Origin of the sequence: Nocardia sp. NPDC052001 (genome assembly GCF_040680615.1) — a bacterium.
Classification (GTDB): Bacteria; Actinomycetota; Actinomycetes; order Mycobacteriales; family Mycobacteriaceae; genus Nocardia.
Genome location: NZ_JBFAXC010000015.1, coordinates 38,233 through 57,829 on the forward strand (window position 1 = coordinate 38,233; position 19,597 = coordinate 57,829).

Annotated in this window: 21 protein-coding genes; 9 read left to right on the forward strand and 12 right to left on the reverse strand. The window is 65.0% G+C overall.

Going from position 1 to position 19,597, the window contains the following annotated elements; translation table 11 throughout:
• Positions 1 to 56: 56 nt before the first annotated feature.
• The 12 genes from AB0L82_RS38970 to AB0L82_RS39025 form a co-directional block, all read right to left on the reverse strand.
• Complete coding sequence (locus AB0L82_RS38970; protein ID WP_364648790.1) at positions 57 to 347, reverse strand: putative quinol monooxygenase; 291 nt, start codon at positions 345 to 347, stop codon at positions 57 to 59.
• 44 nt (positions 348 to 391) lie between these two features.
• A complete protein-coding gene (locus AB0L82_RS38975; RefSeq protein ID WP_364648793.1) occupies positions 392 to 691 on the reverse strand; it encodes an antibiotic biosynthesis monooxygenase in 300 nt (99 codons plus the stop codon).
• 148 nt (positions 692 to 839) lie between these two features.
• Complete coding sequence (locus AB0L82_RS38980) at positions 840 to 1,367, reverse strand: AAA family ATPase (RefSeq protein ID WP_364648796.1); 528 nt, start codon at positions 1,365 to 1,367, stop codon at positions 840 to 842.
• 105 nt (positions 1,368 to 1,472) lie between these two features.
• Positions 1,473 to 1,871, reverse strand: a complete 399-nt coding sequence (locus AB0L82_RS38985; protein ID WP_364648799.1) for a hypothetical protein — start codon at positions 1,869 to 1,871, stop codon at positions 1,473 to 1,475.
• Between the two features lie 92 nt (positions 1,872 to 1,963).
• Positions 1,964 to 2,449, reverse strand: coding sequence for a hypothetical protein (locus AB0L82_RS38990; protein WP_364648802.1), 486 nt, complete (start codon positions 2,447 to 2,449; stop codon positions 1,964 to 1,966).
• A 25-nt stretch (positions 2,450 to 2,474) separates the two neighbouring features.
• On the reverse strand, positions 2,475 to 3,206 hold the full coding sequence (locus tag AB0L82_RS38995; protein WP_364648805.1) for a GntR family transcriptional regulator: 732 nt from the start codon (positions 3,204 to 3,206) through the stop codon (positions 2,475 to 2,477).
• Positions 3,207 to 3,333: 127 nt separating this feature from the next.
• The gene (locus tag AB0L82_RS39000; protein WP_364648807.1) at positions 3,334 to 4,938 is read right to left on the reverse strand and encodes an NAD(P)/FAD-dependent oxidoreductase; all 1,605 of its coding nucleotides are present in this window, start codon (positions 4,936 to 4,938) and stop codon (positions 3,334 to 3,336) included.
• A 28-nt stretch (positions 4,939 to 4,966) separates the two neighbouring features.
• The gene (locus AB0L82_RS39005) at positions 4,967 to 5,659 is read right to left on the reverse strand and encodes a methyltransferase domain-containing protein (protein WP_364648810.1); all 693 of its coding nucleotides are present in this window, start codon (positions 5,657 to 5,659) and stop codon (positions 4,967 to 4,969) included.
• A complete protein-coding gene (locus AB0L82_RS39010) occupies positions 5,656 to 6,618 on the reverse strand; it encodes an SDR family NAD(P)-dependent oxidoreductase (RefSeq protein WP_364648813.1) in 963 nt (320 codons plus the stop codon). Before AB0L82_RS39010 ends, AB0L82_RS39005 begins: the two co-directional genes overlap by 4 nt.
• Positions 6,615 to 7,607, reverse strand: coding sequence for an SDR family NAD(P)-dependent oxidoreductase (locus AB0L82_RS39015; protein WP_364648816.1), 993 nt, complete (start codon positions 7,605 to 7,607; stop codon positions 6,615 to 6,617). Before AB0L82_RS39015 ends, AB0L82_RS39010 begins: the two co-directional genes overlap by 4 nt.
• Positions 7,604 to 8,578 (reverse strand): SDR family NAD(P)-dependent oxidoreductase, encoded by a 975-nt coding sequence (locus AB0L82_RS39020; protein WP_364648819.1) that lies wholly within the window; start codon positions 8,576 to 8,578, stop codon positions 7,604 to 7,606. Before AB0L82_RS39020 ends, AB0L82_RS39015 begins: the two co-directional genes overlap by 4 nt.
• A gap of 19 nt (positions 8,579 to 8,597) precedes the next feature.
• The gene (locus AB0L82_RS39025) at positions 8,598 to 9,653 is read right to left on the reverse strand and encodes an alpha/beta hydrolase (protein WP_364648822.1); all 1,056 of its coding nucleotides are present in this window, start codon (positions 9,651 to 9,653) and stop codon (positions 8,598 to 8,600) included.
• A 298-nt stretch (positions 9,654 to 9,951) separates the two neighbouring features.
• Here AB0L82_RS39025 and AB0L82_RS39030 point away from each other — a divergent pair, with 298 nt between their 5' ends.
• The 9 genes from AB0L82_RS39030 (at position 9,952) to AB0L82_RS39070 (ending at position 19,590) form a co-directional block, all read left to right on the forward strand.
• On the forward strand, positions 9,952 to 10,860 hold the full coding sequence (locus AB0L82_RS39030) for an SDR family NAD(P)-dependent oxidoreductase (RefSeq protein ID WP_364648825.1): 909 nt from the start codon (positions 9,952 to 9,954) through the stop codon (positions 10,858 to 10,860).
• Between the two features lie 29 nt (positions 10,861 to 10,889).
• Positions 10,890 to 12,473: an NAD(P)/FAD-dependent oxidoreductase gene (locus AB0L82_RS39035; RefSeq protein WP_364648828.1), complete on the forward strand. Its 1,584-nt coding sequence runs from the start codon at positions 10,890 to 10,892 to the stop codon at positions 12,471 to 12,473.
• Between the two features lie 131 nt (positions 12,474 to 12,604).
• Complete coding sequence (locus AB0L82_RS39040) at positions 12,605 to 13,453, forward strand: ABC transporter permease (RefSeq protein WP_364648831.1); 849 nt, start codon at positions 12,605 to 12,607, stop codon at positions 13,451 to 13,453.
• A complete protein-coding gene (locus AB0L82_RS39045) occupies positions 13,450 to 14,313 on the forward strand; it encodes an ABC transporter permease (RefSeq protein ID WP_364648834.1) in 864 nt (287 codons plus the stop codon). Before AB0L82_RS39040 ends, AB0L82_RS39045 begins: the two co-directional genes overlap by 4 nt.
• 79 nt (positions 14,314 to 14,392) lie before the next feature.
• Positions 14,393 to 15,364, forward strand: coding sequence for an Mce family protein (locus AB0L82_RS39050; RefSeq protein WP_364648837.1), 972 nt, complete (start codon positions 14,393 to 14,395; stop codon positions 15,362 to 15,364).
• Positions 15,361 to 16,380 (forward strand): MlaD family protein, encoded by a 1,020-nt coding sequence (locus tag AB0L82_RS39055; protein ID WP_364648840.1) that lies wholly within the window; start codon positions 15,361 to 15,363, stop codon positions 16,378 to 16,380. The genes AB0L82_RS39050 and AB0L82_RS39055 overlap by 4 nt, the downstream gene beginning before the upstream one ends.
• Positions 16,365 to 17,408 (forward strand): MlaD family protein, encoded by a 1,044-nt coding sequence (locus tag AB0L82_RS39060; protein WP_364648843.1) that lies wholly within the window; start codon positions 16,365 to 16,367, stop codon positions 17,406 to 17,408. The genes AB0L82_RS39055 and AB0L82_RS39060 overlap by 16 nt, the downstream gene beginning before the upstream one ends.
• Positions 17,408 to 18,505, forward strand: a complete 1,098-nt coding sequence (locus tag AB0L82_RS39065; protein ID WP_364648846.1) for an MlaD family protein — start codon at positions 17,408 to 17,410, stop codon at positions 18,503 to 18,505. The genes AB0L82_RS39060 and AB0L82_RS39065 overlap by 1 nt, the downstream gene beginning before the upstream one ends.
• Positions 18,502 to 19,590, forward strand: a complete 1,089-nt coding sequence (locus AB0L82_RS39070) for an MlaD family protein (RefSeq protein WP_364648849.1) — start codon at positions 18,502 to 18,504, stop codon at positions 19,588 to 19,590. Before AB0L82_RS39065 ends, AB0L82_RS39070 begins: the two co-directional genes overlap by 4 nt.
• The last annotated feature ends 7 nt before the right edge of the window (positions 19,591 to 19,597 follow it).

Sequence of the window (19,597 nt, forward strand, 5' to 3'; positions counted from 1 at the left end):
GGGGACCTGCGACGCCAAGCGGGGTTGCCGCACCGCTCGGCGTCGACAGCGGGTTATCAGTTGGAAGTCTCGAAGAGCTGTTCGCTGGGCGGCCCGGCCAGCAACTCGGCTCCCGCCTCGAATGCCTCCCGCATGTGCGCGCTGACCAGATGCGCCTCGAATGCCGCACGGCTATCCCAGGTTTCGACGACGACCCAGCTCCCGGGCTCGGTAGGGTGCTGATAAGGCTGGTAGTTCAGGCAGCCGGGCTCGGCCAGCGAAGGCTCGATCAGCGAGAGCGCCTGCGCGCGCACCAGCTTTTCCTTTCCTGGGCGAGCCTGCAACGTGGATATGGCGGTGACAGTCATGGGTGGGGTCAACCCGCCGCAGCCGGAATCTCTTCCCGCTCCGACTATCCCAGGTCGAGGTCGGCGAGAGTCCCGAGTTCGCCGGAGACGAGCTCGCCGAGCGTGGCGAAGAACGCCGCGATTCCGGGCAGATTTGGTCCTTTGGCCCGGGACGCCTGGAAATCGGCTTCGGTCTGCCATTCGACGACGTCGAGCCACTGGTCATCGGGGAGCCGTACGAGCCGCGCGCTGAGAAAGCCCGCTCGGTCGGCTTGAAAATCGGCCAGCATGGCCGGACGAGCCGCCAGCATGGCATCGGTGTTCGCCGGGTCCACCCGGAATCGAGTCAGTTCCACTGCGTGCATCGCGTTCACTCCAATCGATCAGCGATATCAACCCGCCGGCGCGTCCGGCGGATGTCAGACCACATATTCTTGTCCGATCCGCCCTTCAGAGGCGAGCCGGTGCGCCCGGTGGTGGTGCTGAACGCCGAGGAGCCTCGCGGAGGACGGTTCAGCGGATCAGGGCACCGACTTTCTCGACCCGGTCCGCGAGCGGAACCGTCAACTCGAGCACCGGGATATTCGCGAGCAGGTCGAGTTGGTCGGCGTACACCAACTCCAGCAACGCATCGTTCACGGTGCGACGGAGTCCCAGCATTTCCGCTGCGGGCAGCACCCGCTCGGTCTCGGCGGTAATCGGCACGATCACCAGCAAATCCAGTGTGGCCAAGGCACTTCGAATCGCCGTGGCATCGATATCGGCCTCGATATCGACACCGCTCGCCGACAGATACGCCAGAAAATCGAGCGGCGTCCGATCGAAAACGGACCCATCGGGCTCCGAGTTCAGCAGCTGCATCGAGTACTCCAGTTGAGCCCGGTAATCCGAACGTGAGGGCGGAAATTCGAAGTCATAACCGTCTTCCTCGAGCAGCACATACGGCTCCTCCACCGGCGTGAGATCCCCGAAGCGAGAACACAACTCCCGCACCAGCGTCGTCTTCCCGGTCCCGTGTGGCCCGGACACCCCGATACGCATTCGACTCCCTCGATTCGACCTGTCGGCAGGTTCGGATGGTTCGCGCAGACGTCAACGGCCCGAGTTGCCTCGGGCCGTTGATTTTCGGACTATAGCGCTCCACCGCTAGCTCACCGAGGCGGCCAGCCGATCGGCATAGGGGGCGACGAACTTGCCGACGATCGGCATCTCCGCACGAACACCGCCGGTCTTATTCGCCTGCACCATCGACATGATCCAGACGACGAGGGTGAGAAGCGAGAGGACGAGGCTGACAAGCGAGAAGATGATGCCGATGGCCCCCAGCAGGGACCCGATGATGCTCAGGGCGATATTGGCCACCGAGACCGCGCCGAAGAAGACGATGGACTGTGCGGCATGGAATTTGACGTCGGAATCGTTCTTGCCGATGAAGAGGAAGATGACTCCGGTGACCCAGCCCAATGCGTAGGACAGGATCGCGCTGGTCTTCTTGTCCAAGCCGGTGGACTGGGGCTGGTTTGCGGGGGGCTGTGAATATGTCATGGGATTAGTAAATGCGGGGCTCTCCACCTACCGATCCCAACTTTCCCCATGAACCGCAGGTCGCGGGCTCGCCGGGTGCTCGGGAACGAATGTCAGGCGGCAGCGCGCAAGGAGCGGCCGATGAGGACTTTCAGGGCGAGGGAGAAGATGGGGTTGGTGAGTAGGGCCAGTGGGGCAAGGCGGATGGTGGGGAAGCCGGTGGGGGCCGCGGCGATGGTGTAGGTGACGGCGCTGCGGGTGGGGGATAGGTCTTCGATGGTGAGGCGTTCGGCTATGGCTCGCATGCCGGGGACGGGGAGTTCGCCTATGAAGAACGCCATTTCGCGGTTGGGGTCGGTGCGGGTGACGAATTCGTTGCTCAGGAGCAGGGGGCCGAGGGTGAGGCGGCGGCGGGAGCCGGGACCGTGCGGGGCGGGGGTTTCCCAGCGGGCGGTGACGGCGGGGAGCCAGGCGAAGGATTCCACCTCCTGCCAGAGGCGGGTGGCGGGGACGTCGAATTCGGCTCTGCCGCGCACGATTATGGGTGCGCGTTCGTAGAAGTCCGAGGATGGTTCGACGATTTCGGGGTGAAAGACCATGGGGTGGAGTCTCTTTCGGGTGAGGTCAGGTTTCCGGGGTGGTGATCAGGCGGCGGAAGGCTTCGACCACCTGGTCGTGGTAGGTGCGCATGACGGTCTCGACCAGGGACAGATCGGGCAGGTCGATGGCATCGCCGGTGGTCTGGAGTTCCTGGAGCGTGCGGCCGATCACGACGTGTGCCTCGGGTTCGAGGGGTTCGTAGAACGCCTGGGCCGCTTCAGGCATGGTGATCAGCAGTTCGCCGACGGTGTTGAACAGACTCAGGCTGCCGATGCTGCCCAGCGCGGCGAAAGTGCAACGCAGCATATGCAATTCGGCCGTCATGATGTCGGTGAGGGTGGCCTGCGGGTCGTGCACGAGCATTTCCATGCGATCCAGCGCGCGGGTGGCGGAGGAGACGTCGTAGCTGCGCGGGTTTTCCACGAAGGCACGCACCGCCTGCATGACGAGGATGTGGTCGACGTCGATGATGTCGGCGAACAGGCGCGAAGCCTGCTCCGGAATGCGGTGGGCGAATCGGAACAGGTAGCGCCAGGTGTCGATGCCACCGTAGAGCTGGATATCGCGCACGATATAGCCGAGTCCGCGCCGGGGTTCGGCGAAACCCAACGCGGCCAGGCGACCGAGCGCGCTGTTGGCCGTCGGTGCGCTGGCCGAGAACTCCACGGCCAGTTGCCGAACCGAAGGGAGTAGTTCGCCGGGCCGATAGATCCCCGCGGCGATGCGGTAGGCGAGTTGATCGGTGATCTCGTCCACGATCGTCGGCCGCGACCGAGGAGCCCGAACCCCCTGTGGGGCGGGGCTTTTCGGTCGCGGCGCGACCGGATGCACGGTGTTGCCGCTCGTCCGGCCGCGCACTGACATGGCGGAGTTCCCCCGGCCGCTATGCGCCCGCGACAAGGCGGGTCGGTGTGGCGGGAACATCCGCCTGCGGCGTCTCGTAGCTGTAATCGTCGAGCGGGAACCTGCGGTGCCCGCGGCTGGCTTCGAAGAACCCCGAGGGACGCACGTAGGTGCTGTCCCCCTGCGAGTTTCGGTAGTACGTCGGGGTGTGCGCGTTGAGTTCGTTGAAGTAGAACCGAATGGGTTCCGCACGCCGGAAGATCTCGGCGTGATAGGCGTCGAGCGCTTCCTTGCGCACCTCGACCACTTTCGCGCGCCGCCGCAGCCCTTCCTTGATGGCCCGCACCGCGTGATCGGCGGTCATCTCCACGAAGGAATGCCACCCCGATCCGGTCCACGAGTACGGTCCGACCAGCGTCCAGCGATTGGGCAGCCCGGGCACCGACACACTCTCGTACGCCTGCATCCCGTTCTCGGTCCAGAACTTGCCGAGGTCGAATCCGTTGCGGCCCACAATGGTTCCGGGACGGTAGGTCTCGGGATCGGAGAACACCTCGTAGCCTGTTGCCAGCACGATCATGTCGAATTCGTGTTCGACACCGTCGCGGGTCTTGATCCCGGTGGCGGTGATCTCCTCGATCGGCTCGGTCACCAGATCGACATTGTCGCGGTTGTACGCCTTGAGATATCCATTGGACATGGTGGGCCGCTTGGCAAGTGGGCCGAAGTTCGGCGTCAGCTGCGCGCGGGTCTGCGGATCCTTGACCATCAGCCGCAGGAATCGCTGATAGGCCGCGATGGTGGAACGATCGAACCAGGTCATGGCGGTCTTGGCGGTCTCGGTCGGCACCGCGATCGCACCGCGCAGCACCAGATCCACCACGACCAGCACGACCCCGTGCAGCGCCGCCTGCAATCCCGGCACCGCGAGCAGTCGCTGCCCGATGCGCGGCACCGTGAAATCGGGTTTGGGCAATGACCACACCGGGGTGCGCTGGAAGACCGTCAGCTGCGCCACTTCGGGCGCGATGGCTGGAATGATCTGCACCGCACTGGCTCCGGTGCCGATGATGCCGACCTTCTTACCCCGGTGGTCCCAGCTGTGATCCCAGCTCGACGGTCGCTGATACTTGCCCTGGAAGTTCAATCGGCCGGGGATCCCCGCCTCTTCCTTGGGGCGCACGAACGCACCGACCGCGCTGATCAGGAACCGCGCGGAAATGACCTCACCGGAGTCGGTGATGAGCTTCCAGTAGTTGTTGGCGTCATCCCATTCCTCGCGCGCGACATTGGTATTGAAGCGCAGATGCTCATAGAGCCCGAACCGCCGCGCCACTTCCTGGTGATACTTCTCCACCTCCGCGCCGTAGGGGAACACCCGGCTCCAGTCCGCATTGCGGGCGAACGAAAACTGATAGGCGACCGCCGGGATATCAACGCCCAGCCCGGGATAGGTGTTCTCATGCCAACTGCCGCCGACATCATCGGCGCGCTCGATGACGACGAAATCGCGCAGTCCGGCCTGCTTGAGCTTCACCGCCGCGGCGAGCCCACCGGGGCCCGCGCCGATGACGGCGATCTGGAAGTCGGGTTCGGTCTTGGGAGCCGGTTTCGCCTGACGGCCTTTGGCTTTGGATGCGGGCATCTCGAATGTCCTTCTGGTGCGAGGGGTGTCAGCGACGAACGGCCACGGTGAGCATGTCCGGCCACGGGCGGCTGTACCAGGGCCGCCGCACCGGATGCTGTTCGACCAGTTCGAATCCGGCGATGGTGATGAGGTCGACCATCTGCTGTGGCGACGGCGCGGCGGCCGGACTGAACCGGGTACCGGTGAGCCGTTGCGCGGGCGCGGCCCAGCGGGCGCGCAGGTTGATCGCGTTGATGGCGAGCAGCCCACCGGGTTTTAGTACCCGGTGGAACTCCGCCAGCGCGAGCGGCTGATTGAAGAAATGAAAGGCCGTGGTGGTGATGACCGCGTCCACCGATTCATTCGGCAGCCCGAGCTGTTCGGCGGGCTCATTGCGCCACTGCACCAGTTGACTGCGTTCGCGGGCGCGGGCCAGCATGCCGGGGGACATGTCGATCCCATACACGGTGTCGGGCCGCAGTTCCTCGGCGATGCGCGAGGTGAGAATGCCGGTGCCGCACCCGATATCGACGATATGACGGGAACCCTGACGACGCAGCAGGTCGAGGATCTCATCCTGCGGCGGTTGATAGACGACCCGTTGCAGGGTGCGCTGGTCGTACGCGCGCGAGGCGACCGAGAAGAAGGCGGCGATGGTGCGATTGAGCCCGCGCCGTGAGTCCAGCGCCACCGAACTCGCGAGTGGAGCGGTGGAATCAGCCGGGATGGATGCGTTCACAGTGAGTTCTCCTGGTCGGCGACGATGGTCGCGATGGTCCGGCGGGGCGCATTGCTCAATCCACGTCGCCCGGGCACCGCGCGCAGCAGCTTCCCGGCGCCGTCGGAGTCGGCCAGGCCGCGTCCGAGTTTCTCGATTTCCGGGCCGGTGGCGACCCGCATGATGGCGCGATGCGCGGTGGGCGAGAGCCGGGACAGCCCGTAGGAGAGCCACGCCTCGGCCCGAATCGGCTTGATCGCCTGATTGCGCTTGATGGCCGAGACGATATGCCGCCCCGCCTTATCCGGATCCATGGCCACCAGCGCCATACCGCGCGCCACGGCCTCCTTGACCACATCGGCCTGACCATCGGAAATCGTTGCCATTTCCGCGGTCTCGGCGAGATTCGTGGCGATCAAGCCGGGACACACCGCGGTGACCCCGATCCCGTACTGCGCGAACTCCGCGCGCACGCAATCGCTGAAATGCTTCACCGCCGCCTTGGATACGCAGTACGGCGTCCCCAGCCGAAACGGTGCGAACGCGCCCATCGAGGCGATATTCACCAGATGCCCGCCCCGGCCGTGCTCGACCATGCGCTCACCGAAGATACGGCAGCCGTGGATCATCGCCATGGTGTTCACGGCCACAATGCGTTCGAAGTCCGCGAGCGGCACATCCAGAATCGGCCCGCCCACCAGAATGCCCGCATTGTTGACCACCACGGTCGGAACCCCGTGCTCAGCCGATACGGTGTCGGCGAACGCCTCCAGCGCCTCGGTATCGGAGACATCGATCCGATACGCCGCCGCCTGACCCCCATTCGCCCGAATCCCCGCGACGGTCTGGTCCGCGCCCGCGATGTCCAGGTCCGCCACAATGACTTTCGCGCCCTCGGCCGCGAGGGCGTTGGCGGTGCCCCGCCCGATACCGCTGCCCGCCCCGGTGACGACGGCTACCGCCGATCGCAGATTCCTCATGGTGTCCTCCCGGTGGTCAGGGCATCTCCCGCCACTGAATCCGCTGCCGCATAACCCGTTTCAGCCGGATTGCCGACATCCTTCGATCCGATCCTGGACACCAGCGCCGCCGCCCGTGCGGTGGCGTCCGGCCGGTCCAGCAATGCGCGCCCGAGTCGCTCCAACTCCGGCCCCATGGCGGTGCGAACCACCCCGCGCCACAGCCCCGGAGCCAAACGCCCCGCCGCCTGGAAGACATAGGCTTCCGGCCGGATCGGCCGCACCGGCAGATTCCGGCGCATGGCGTCCACGACAATGCGCCCGGCCTTGTCCGGATGCATGCCGAGCTGGGCCATGACCCGCCGCGTCGCGACCTTGCCGATATCGGCCTGCTCGGCGTCGATACTCGACACCGTGGCCGTATCGGCGAGATTGGTGGCGATCAGCCCGGGGCAGATGGTGGTGACGCCGATCCGATGCTGAGCGAACTCCGCACGCAGGCAATCCCCGAAATGCTTCACCGCGTACTTGCCCACGCTGTATCCGCTGGTGAACCGGGCCGGTCCGAAGGCGGCCAGGGAAGCCACATTCGCGAGCTGCCCACCACGCCCGCGCTCGACCATTTGCGCGCCGAAGATCCTGCAGCCGTGGATCATCGCCATCATGTTGATGTCGATAATGCGCTGGAAGTCCGCGTCGGGGGTGTCCAGGAACGGTCCGCCGACGAAGATGCCCGCATTGTTGAGCACCGCATCGGGCACCCCGTGCTCGGCCGCGACGCGCGCACCGAAGTCCTCGAGCGCCGGGGTATCGGAGACATCGACGGTATAGGCCACCGCCGCGCCACCGGCGGCCTCGATGATCGCCACCGTCTCGGCGGCGTGTTCGGGATTGATGTCGGCGACAACGACTTTCGCACCGAGAGTGGCGAAGGCTTTGGCGGTCCCGCGCCCGATACCGCTGCCCGCCCCGGTGACCACGGCGAGTTCGGGATAGAAGGGTTTGCTCATACCGCACCGCCGACTTTGGTGTTCAGCGAACCGTCGGCGGTGTCGACACCGTGGCCCGCCCGGAACGGAAGACGTTCCACGAGTTGACCTGCCCGCGCGATCGCTTGCGGGCCGGCGACGGTATCGCGGAGCTTGCGTACATCGCGCCGTCCTGCCTGGGTCATGGCGAAGCGCACCAGACCGGGGGCGAAACGCGTTACCTGGCGTGCGATTCGGGCTTCGGGGCGGATCGGTTCGACGGCGATATTGCGGCGGATGGCATTGACGATGCTCTGGCCCGCCTTGTCCGGATGCTGTCCGAGCAGTGCCTGTCCCTTGAGCATGAGCGTGCGGGTCAGCTCTGATTGTTCGGCGTCGAGGATGCCGTCGGCCTTCATGCTGTTGGACAGATTGGTGGCGATCAGACCGGGGCAGATGGCGGTGACGCCGATATCGTGCGCGGCGAATTCGGCGCGAATGCAATCGCTGAAGTGCTTCACCGCGTACTTGCTGATGCTGTACGGCCCGGTGTAGGGCGCGGCGGCGAATGCGGCCATCGAGGAGATGTTGACCAGGTGGCCGCCGCGTCCGCGCTCGACCATTTGCGCGCCGAAGACGCGGCAGCCGTGGATCATCGCCATCAGGTTGATATCGGTGATGCGCTCGAAGTCGCGCAGCGGGACATCGAGCAGTGGTCCGCCCACCAGGATGCCCGCATTGTTGACCACCACATCGGGGACGCCGTGCTCGGTGCGCACCTGTTCGGCGAAGGCTTCCAGTGCCGGGGTGTCGGCGACATCGAGCCGGTAGGGATGGGTGATCCCGCCCAGTCGTCGAATCTCCAATGCGGCGTCGCGCGCGGAGTCGAGGTCGATATCGGCGACGATCACTTCCGCGCCGCATTCGGCCAGGGCCTTGGCGGTGCCGCGCCCGATGCCGCTGCCCGCGCCGGTGACGACGGCAAGGCCCGGATAGAACGGTTTCTTGGACATTGTCTCTCCGTACGAGATTTCAGGCGGCGCTGGACCGCGACTGAATGGCGTTGGTGTCCAGGCGTTCGCGCACGAACTCGCCGATGACGCCGATGGCCTGGCGGGCGTCGGGAAGGATGTCCGCACCCGCCTGGAAGACATGGATTGCCCTGTCCCAGACCTGCATTCGGCATGGCACGCCCGCGGCCTCGCAGCGCTCGGCGAGCTGATGGGCGTCGGCCAGCAGGACTTCGGTGGAACCGACCTGAATCAGCGCCGGCGGCATCCCCGCGAAGTCGTGATTGACCGCGGACCAGTCCGGATCGAGCACGCCGTCTCGGAGGAGTCCGAGCTGGGCAGGCGTATCGAGCGCCTTGGCACCGAGCATCGGATCGAGTGGGTCGTTCGGGTGCGCGTAGCGCAGCGTCGAATCGTAATTGGCCCACGGCGCGATGCCCACGACACCGGCGGGCATCGGCAGCTTACGATCGCGGATCGCGAGCGTGGTGCGAAAGGCCAGGCCGCCGCCGGCGGAATCACCCGCGACGATTATCCGATCGGCCGGAAAGCCCTGTGCCAGAAGGTATTCGTACGCGTCGACGCAGTCCTCGAGGGTGTCGGTGACATGCGCCTTGGGCAACTGCCGGTAGTCGACCTGAAAGACCGGCGCCCCGGCGGCTTTCGCGATCCGCGAGACCAGGCGGCGGTGTGTGTTGAGTCCGCACGCGACCAGTCCGCCGCCGTGGAAGTACAGAATCGCGGCGTCGGGCGTGGTCTCGGGGTCGCAAGTGTGTCGCTGCCATACCCATTCGGCGCGGAATCGCGGAAAGACGATGCGGCGCATACGAGTACCGCGAATCGGCACCAGTGGCGCGGCGAGTGGGTCGAGCAGGTTGGAGATGTGGAATATCCGGGCTCCACGTACCGGGATCCCGCGCCAGGCGCATCCGACAAGGAGGTTCATGCCCTGTCTGAGCAGGGCATAGGACAACGGATGCGCGAGGCGCAGTACCCAGCTGGCGCGGCGGGGATATTCGATCGTCACGGGCGAGGGCGTTTTTCGGGCCTGAACCCGGGCCTGCGGCTCGGTCAGCATGATGCGACTCCTTCTCAACGGCGACTCTGCCGTTGTCTGCGCTGTGCAACACAGTATATGGTGTCTCAGACAACGACAAGATTTATCTCTTTATCGACCTTGATTGGCACCGCAAGCGCATATGCTCGGATGCGATCGAGTCGTGCCGAGATGACCGAGAATGCTCACTTCACGGCTATTTATGCAGTTGAACAACTTTTTCAGACAAGGTTTGTGAAGTGTCGTCCCCGCTGTGTAACACAGCGTACATTGGCTGGGACAGTAGCACGATGATGTGCGAATTCGAACTGAGGTAGACATGGCCAAATTCGAGAACAAGCTGGTAATCATCACGGGGGCGGGGAGCGGCATCGGCCGTGCCACCGCCAAGCGCTTCGCCGCGCAGGGCGCGCGAGTGGTCGTGAGCGACCTCAACCCAGACACCGCACAGGACACCGTCGATCAGATCGCCGTACTGGGCGGTGCGGCCTTCCCGTACGCGGTGAACGTCTCGGATGTGAAGGCCATGGAGAACTTCGCCGCGAGCGTGCACGATGCGCACGGTGTACCCGCCGTAGTGGTCAACAATGCCGGATTCACCACGGCCGGACCATTTCTCAAGCACACCGTGCAGGACTGGGACCGGATCATGGGCGTCAATTTCTGGGGCGTAGTGCACGGCTCACGCCTGTTCGGTCGCCAGATGATCGAATCCGGCGGTGGCGGAAGGATTTTGAACGTCACCTCCCCGGCGGCGGTACTGCCGATCCCGCTCTCGACCGCCTACTGCACCAGCAAGGCCGCCGCGCAGATGTTCACCGAATGCCTGCGCCTGGAATTCGCCGGAACCGGCGTCGGCGTCACCGCGGTGCTGCCCGCGTTCATCAATACCGGCTTCTACCCGAACGCCCAGGTGGTCGAGACCGAGGGCAAGTCGGTCGAACGCGGTAAGAACATCTCGGTGCTGGCCGCACAGCTGATCGCGCGCAGCCCGGAAACGGTGGCGCGCAATATCGTTCGTATCGCCGGTCGCAATCCGGCCATCGCCCCGACGCCGTTCGAATCCCGGCTCGCCTGCACCAGCGGTCGCGTCTCCCCGGCGGGTGCACGCCTGGCCGCTCGCCTGATGGATATCGACGGTCTGGTCGGCATGGTCGACCGTGTCCTGCCGACGGCCCTGGTCCAACGGCTCGAGGACGCCGCCGCTCGCGCGGTCGCGAAGTCGTGATCACCGATTCCGGCACAGGAGCACCGAGCATGTCGAGCAGTACCATCGAGCCCACGGTCGAGACCACCGCGGTCCGGCCCGATTACGAAGTCATCATCGTCGGTGCGGGATTCGGCGGCATCGCCGCGGCGATCGAATTGCGCGAGGCCGGGATTCACGATTTCGTCATGCTGGAAAAGCATGACGGCATCGGCGGCACCTGGTACATCAACACCTATCCCGGTATCGCGGTGGACATTCCGGCGGTGTTCTACAGCCTGTCCAAGATGCCGTTCACCAGCTCCTCGCGATTCTTCCCGCCGGGTCACGAGATTCAGCAGTACATCGAGCGGGTGGTTGACGCGTATGGACTGCGCAAGAAGATCCGCCTGAATACCACCATCGAATCGGCCCGCTGGGATGAGCGGAATTATCTGTGGCGCGGCACGCTCGCCTCGGGTGAGGAGATCACCGCCCGCTATGTGATCGGCGCGCTCGGCCTGCTCGAAGTGGCGAAACTGCCCGATATTCCGGGCATCGACACCTTCGCCGGGCATAAAGTGCACACCGCCCGCTGGGACCACGACTACGACTACACCGGTAAGCGGATCGCCATCATCGGCACCGGAGCCACAGCGCTGCAATTGATTCCGGAGATGGCCAAGGTCGCCTCGCATCTGACGGTGTTCCAGCGGACCCCGATCTGGTTGGCCCCCAAACCCGATTTCCGGATCGACTGGGGCCTGGACCGGGTGCTGAGCGGAGTCAAGCCGGTGCGCGCGGCGGTGCGCGGCGCGATCGCCTCCGGTATCGATATGGGACTCATCGGCGCGCTGCTGTCACTGCGCCGCATGCCCAAGGCCATGCCGTATGTCACCAGGGCGGGCGGGGCCATGTACAAACTGTGGCTGCGCGATGAGGAGCTGGCCGAAAAGCTCACGCCCACCTACGCTCCCGGTTGCAAGCGGCCGTCGATGTCGAACGAGTACTTCAAGACCTTCAAGCAGAAGGATCGGGTCTCGCTCATCACCGACGCGATCGAGGAGATCACCGAGAAGGGCGTCCGCACCGCCGACGGTGTCGAGCACGAGATCGACGTGCTGGTGTGCGCCACCGGATTCCGGGTCTGCGAGCGCGGATTCGCGCCCGCGTTCCATGTGTACGGCGAGACCGGCGAAGAGCTCGGCGACTACTGGCACGAGCATCGCTATCACGCCTATCAGGGCGTGAGCGTGCCGCAGTGGCCGAATCTGTTCATGGTCGGCTGCGGTCCGAATTCGATCATTCCCAGCTCGATCCTGGTGACCATCGAGAACACCGCCGCCCACGCCCGCCGCGCGATCGTGGAGACCCGCAGGCGCGGCGCCACCAAGGTCGATGTGAACCGGCAGGCATATGACGACTGGGCCAAGTTCTGCACCGACCGCACCGAGGGCTCGATGTGGGTCTCGACCCCGTGTGCGGGCTCGAACACCTACTACGTGAACTATCAGGGTGAGCTGGCGATCCGCCCGACCACCGGACTCAACCAGTGGTGGGGCAACCGGCATTTCCCGGTCCGGCACTACACCTTCAGCACGCGGCCCGCGCTGATCAACGCCCGCACTCGGGAGCCCGAGCTCGCCACGACCTGAGTTCGATCAGCTCCTGTACCGCGCCGATGCCCGCGCAAGCGGGCATCTCTTTTAGCCGAATTCAACTGTGACGCAAGCCCTAACGCACGACCAAACGTGATGTGAGTAACCCCCGGGGGAGTGGGATGGCAATGACGAGCACAACCGAGAAGCCGCCCGGCGGACCGAGTCTGGCGCGAGTCGCCCGGCGCAATGTCTCCGATACCGGCCTGTCCGCCGCGCGCACCTTCGGGCGCGTGGTGGCCATGGCGCTCGAGGCGGTGATCGGGGCGGTGTCGGATCTGCTGACCGGACGCTTCCAATGGCGTGAAACCTTGCGCCAGTGCTGGTATCTCGTCACCGTCACCGCCATTCCCGCGGTGCTCATGGCGGTGCCGTTCGGGGTGGTGGTCACCGTGCAGGTGGGCAATCTGATTCATCAGGTCGGGGCGGATTCACTATTGGGCGCGGCCGGTGGCATGGGGGTCATCCAGCAGGGCGCGCCGATGGCCACCGGGCTGCTGCTCGGTGGTGCGGGCACCGCGACCATCGCCGCCGATCTCGGCGCGCGCAAGATTCGCGAGGAGATCGACGCGCTGGACACCATGGGCATCAGTCCCTTGCACCGCTTGGTGATTCCGCGCATGGTGGCCATGCTGCTGGTCGCGCCGCTGCTCAATATCCTCATCATGTTCACCGGTGTGGTCGCCGGATATGCCATGGCCACCGGCGTACAGGGCGTCACCCCGGGCAGCTACTGGGGCAGCTTCGGGGCGTTCGCGTCGATGAACGACATCTACATCTCCATGGTCAAGGCCGCGCTGTTCGGTTTCATCGTGGTGATCGTGGCCTGCCAGCGCGGACTCGAAGCCAAGGGCGGACCGCGCGGGGTCGCGGACGGGGTCAATGCCTCGGTGGTACTGGCGGTGCTGGCCATCGCCGTGGTCAATGTCGGCATCACCCAGCTGACCACCATGTTCCTACCGGTCAGGATCGCGTGATGGCCGCGCCGTACGTCCCACTCGGCCTGGGCCGGGTGTACCGGGTGGTGCGGGAGAAGAGCATCTTCGCCCCGATCGATTCGCTCGGGTTCATCCTCGGCTTCATCTGGCAGGTGTTCGCCTCGATTCCGCTGGCATTGCGCAAGTATCGCGCCCAGACCATGCGCATGATCACCGATCTGACCTGGGGCCGGGGTTCGGTCATCGTCGGCGGCGGCACGGTGCCGGTGCTGGTGGTGCTCGGTATCGCCATGGGCGGCGGGGTCGCGATCGGTGCGGTGCCGGTGCTGAACATGCTCGGTATGGGGCCGATGGTCGGGGTGGTGTCGGCGTTCGCCAATACCCGCGAACTCGCGCCGATCGCGGCGGCGATCGGATTTGCCGCGCAGGCGGGCTGCCGGATGACCGCCGAGATCGGGTCCATGCGGATCTCGGAGGAGATCGACGCCATCGAATCGCTGGGGCTCAAATCGGTTCCGTTCGTGGTGACTACGCGATTGATCGCGGGAGCGGTGACGGTGGTGCCGACATTCCTGGTGGCGCTGCTGCTGTCCTACCTGTCGTGTTCGGCGGTGACGTTGGTGGTGCACGGTCAATCCAGCGGCGTCTACGACCACTACTTCTTCCAGTTCGTGAACGGCTTCGACATCATCGCGGCGGTGATCAAAGTGCTGATCTTCAGTGCGGCGGTCATCCTGATCCATTGCTATCAGGGCTTTTTCGCCACCGGCGGGCCCGAAGGGGTGGGTATCGCATCGGGGCGGGCGGTGCGCGCCAGCTTCATCGCCATCATCACCCTGGACATGGTGCTCACGATCCTGCTGTGGGGTCTGAACTCGCCGATCGTGATCACGGGGTAGCGCGATGCCGTCATATGGAATGCCAGGTGTCACCACGGGTCCGCGCTTTTCGCGAGTCGCGGGGTTGATAGCGACAGTCGTGGTCATCGTTCTGGTCATCGGATGGAATGCCACCGCCGGGCTGCGCACCGCGGACGATATGCGAATTCAGCTGCGCACCAATGGCATCGGCGACGGAGTGATTCCCGGAGCCGAGGTGCGCCTGAACGGGGTCAAGGTCGGGCGGATCGAGCAGATCGCCGGTCAGCCCAATGGGCAGCAGCTCATCACGTTATCGCTGCAACCCGCCGAATTATTTGGTCTCACCGATAGTTTCGACATCGACTACGCGCCGTCGAACCTGTTCGGCATCAGTGAACTCACCCTCAAGCGGCGCGATGGCGGAACCCTGTTGCGTGGAGGCGAATTGGTGGATCTCACCGCCGCGAGCCGGGTACACGACGTGACGATGGGCAATCTGCTGCGCCAGTTGTCGAACACCTCGAGCGAGGTGCTGACCCCGCAGCTGACCGAACTGCTCACCAAGGCGGGCGCGGATATCGCCGCGTTCACCCCGCTCATTCAAACCATGGTGACGGTGGGCCGAGCCGTGGCCGATACCCAGCGGTATCCGTCCTCGTTCCTGATCGCGCAGTTCGCCTCATTCCTCAATGGCACAGGCATTTTCGCCGAGAACACGGTCAAACTCGTGAACGAGGTCTATCAGATGCAGGCGCTGCGCGATCCACGCTTCGACATCGGTGTCGGACTGGTGGTCGATCAGCTCTTCCCGATGATCGCGGACCTGGGCTGGACGGCCAAAGGCAATCTGAACGGCTGGACCGACGGGCTCGGCGTGCTGGTGGGTCAGCTCGCGCAGATGGTGCCGACTCCCGCGCAGAGCAGCGCCGATCTCTCGGAGTTGCTGGCGCGGTTGAACTCCTCGTTCCGCGATACGCCGAACGGTCCCGAATTCGGGCTCGATGTGGTGTTGCGCGGTGTGCCCGCGGTGGCGGTGCCGCTGCTGGGTGGCGCGCCGTTGCCTGGTGCGGTTTCGGAGGGGCAGCGATGAGGAAGCCGAAGACCTCGATTGCCGGAATCGCCGTGCGCTTCGGTGTTTTCGCGGCCGTCATGCTCGTACTGCTGGTCGGCATCGTGACAGCCATTCAGCGACCGGTGGCCGGTGGCACCCGCGGTTTCGGGGCGCTGTTCACCGACGTCAGTGGGCTGCGGGTCGGTTCGGACGTGCGCATGTACGGGGTGGCCGTGGGCAAGGTGTCCGCCATCGACCTGGTGGGGTCCAACGCCAAGGTCCGGTTCAGCGTGCAGCGTGACAGGCCGGTCTACGACACCAGCCGGTTGGCCATCCGCTATCAGAACCTGACCGGGCAGCGCTATATCGATATCCAGCAGCCGGATAGAGCGGGCTCCCCGGCGGCGGCCGACACGGTCATCGGACTCGAGCACACCAGCGGATCCTTCGACATCACCGCGCTTTTCAACGGTATGGAACCGGTGCTGAAGGAATTCTCGCCCGAGGCGGTGAATCAGCTGGCGGTCAACGCCCGGGCGGTGCTCGAAGGTGACGGCAGCCGGGTCGGGGCGACATTGGACGCGGTGGGAGTGCTCAGCGCGTATGCCACCGATCGCCAGGCGGTGATCTCGGTGCTGCTGCACAACTTCAGTCAGATCGCCGATCAGATCGGTGGCAAGTCGCCCGAAGCAGGCATGCTCATCGACGGCATCTCGACCGTATTCGTCAGTCTGCAAAAGCAATTCGACGGATTGATGGACGCGGTCGATGTCGCGCCGCCGATTCTGGGTGCGTTGAACAGCCTGCTCGCATCGCTGGGTTTCACCCATCCCGACAACCCGGACCTCGATGCCGATCTGCGCCGGTTGTTCCCGGATCCGCAGAACCTGCTCGAGGTGATGGGGCGGCTGCCCGCCTTCCTGCAATCGCTGGCCGCCGCTATTCCGTCCGGGACCGGCGTCAATCTCACCTGTTCACACGGTCAGGCCGAACTGCCCGCGGTGGCGAACATTCTGATCTCGGGCCAAAGGATCGCGGTATGCAAGAACGGTTGAGGCGCGGGAGCATTCGCTTCAAGGATTTCGTGCTCGGCAATGATCGGCACGAGGCGGTGGCGTCGCGCCGGCAGCTGGTGCTCGGGCTCGGCGGTATGGCCGTGGTCGTGGTGCTCATGATCGCCAGCGCCATCATCTATTTCATCCCGCTCGGAAAGAACACCTACACCGCCGATCTCACCGAGGCGGGCAGTGTGAAGGTCGGCGATGAGGTGCGGATCGCGGGAATCACCGTGGGTTCGGTGACCGGGATGGAGTTGCTCGACGATTCGGTGCGCATGACGTTCACGGTCGAGAACACGATCTTCGTCGGTGATCAGACCACCCTCGACATTCGGATGCTCACCGCCATCGGCGGACACTATGTTGCCGTCTTCTCCTCGGGCAGGAATGCGTTGCGCAGCAAGGCGATTCCGCCCGACCATGTGACGCTGCCGTACAGCCTGGCCAAGGCCATGCAGGATTCGGCGCAACCGCTGGCCACCATCGACGGCGGCACCCTGCGCGCCAATCTCACCGCGCTCGCGGGCGCGCTCGAGAAGGGCCCGGGGTCGATCGGTCAGATGACAGATGCCATGGCGGCTTTCGTCGATGTGGTGAACCGGCAGAACACCGAGGTCAATCGGGCGCTCGATGTCGCCGACGAATACATCGGGTTGCTCGGGGATTACCGCAAGGCGATCGGGGCCATGCTCACCAAGATCGGTGCCATGGAGACCACGGTACTCGGCCGGCGTGCGGATGTGGAGAACGCCTTGCGCATTGTCACCGAACTGCTGTCGCGCATCGCGGCCATCGAACCGGCGTATCGCACTCACCTGGAGCCGTTGCTGGACAAGCTTTTCGAGACCAAACCGTCACTGGAACAGCTCGGGCAGCGGCTCGGGGTGGTCATCGATTCGCTCAATCAGCTCGGCACCCGGATACAGGGGTTGCAGGGTCCGCACGGGGGGATCGCGATAAATCAATTGGGACAGAGCATTTCGGCATCCTCGCTCTGCATTCCGGTGCCGGGGAGGGATTGCTGATGTTGCGCACCTTCGTCGCTTCCCGCGCCTTCGTCTCGCTCATGGCCGGGGTGCTCGCGGTGATCGTGGCCGCGGTCGGCGCGGTCTACTTCCTGCAACCGAACAAGAAGATGATCGCCTACTGCGCGATCATGCCCGACGGGATCGGGCTGTACCGCGGCAACGACGTCAAGATGCGCGGGATGAAGGTCGGGTCGGTGACCGATCTGCGGCCCGAGGGCACCGGGGTCCGAGTCGATTTCGAGGTCGAGGCCGCGCATCCGCTGCGCGGCGAGGCCAGCGCCACCACGGTGTCGGACAGTATCGTCGCCGACCGCACACTGGCGGTGTTCGGCACCAAGGGCCCGCAGTGGAAGAACGCGGACTGCATTACGAAAACCGTTACGCCCAAGAGTCTTACGCAGACCTTCAGCGCCATGTCCAAGGTCGCCGATGAGCTCCGAGGGGGTGATGATCCGGCACAACAGGATCGGATCAACCAGGCGATCACACTGTTCGATCGGGCCACCGCGGGCACCGGCCCGAAGATCAACGACATCATCACCCAGTTGGCGGCGGCGCTGCGCAGCCCGGACGCGGCGGTCAGCCATATCGGTTCGCTGATAGACAAACTCAACGAGTTGATCGCCAGCGTCGCCAATAACTGGGGTGATCTGCGGCAGATGCTCGACGGGTTCGCGCCGATCCTGCAAACGGTCAATGACGTGTGGGATCAGGTGACCGAGCTGGTGAATTCCATTGTCACCATTCTGCCCTGGCTCAACGATGTCACCACGAAATACGGCGGGCCGATACTGCAACTGCTGGATTCGTCGGTGCCGCTGGTGCATCTGCTCGGCGCGAATGTCGGTGGCCTGCAACAGCTCGTGTCGATGGTGCCCTCGATCGCCGGAATGTTCCGCACCGCGACCGATCCGCAGACCGGTGCGATCGGGGTGAGCTGGGCCGCGCCCCGGGTGGCGCTGCCCGCGCAACAGGCCGAGCAGGTGTGCGCGGCGCTCAATGTGGTCGCGCCGGGGCGCTGCGGCGGGACCCAGGACGGTATGACCTCGGTGGATCTGGTGCCCCTGATTCTCGGATCGGTAGGTGTGCGATGACAATTCGTGCGAACTCGGGGCGGTGGCGGCGGGTGCTCGCCGCGGCGGCTCTGGCACAGGCGGCGCTGGTGGGGGTGGCCGGATGCGGGGTCGATCCCGCGCGGTTCACGCTGCCCGGGGCCGGGATATCGGGGCAGACCTATCGGATCGATATCCGGTTCAGCAGTGCGCTGAACCTGCCCTCGGGGGCGAAGGTGGTGGCCAACGGCGCGCGGATCGGGCAGCTGAACAAGATCACGATTGCCGATCCGACCGCCACCGGTCCCGGATCCGCCACAGCGGAAGTCGATATCCAGCAATCGATCTCATTGCCCGCGGAGACGCGCGCACAGCTGCGGCAGGACACCATTCTGGGAGACATCTACATCTCACTGGACACCAATGTCGCGGGTGCGGCCGGTACGTTGCGCCCCGGGGACACCATTCCGGTACAGCACACCGTGCCCGCCTTGCAGATCGAGGACGTCATCTCCGGTCTGGCCACCTTCGTCTCCGGTGGGGCGCTGCGCTCGGCGCAAGACATTGTCGACCAACTCAATTCGGCGCTGCCGCAGGATCCGGCGGAGACCGCGCGCATCGCGGGGGTGCTCAAAGACAACCTCATCGACGTCTCACAGCACCTGGATCAATCCGATGCGTTTCTGACCGGTATCCAGTCGAATGTCGCTGCCATTCAGAACAATCGGGAGGCGCTGGACGTGCTGCTCACCCCGCAGGGCGCACAGGACATCACCAAGCTCGCGCAGACGCTGATCCACACCATCGGCATTATCGGCGCGATCGGCGGTATCGCGCACGCGCTGATCTGGCTCACGCCGCTGGTGCAGGCGGGCAATGCGGCCGCCACGGCGTTCGTTCCGCTGGTATTGAATGCCGGGCGGCCGTTGAACCTGGACGCTCCCTCCAACCTGAATCAGCTGACGGATCTCTTGCGCGACAAGCTGATTCCCTTCTTCGACCACGGACCCAAGATCGCCGTCAACGGGCTGTCGGTGCAGGGCGATGCGGGTGCGCCCGTCATCTCCACCGATCAGCAGGTGGCCACCATGATCGCGACCCTGCGCATGATCGGAATGGTCCGATGAGAGCACG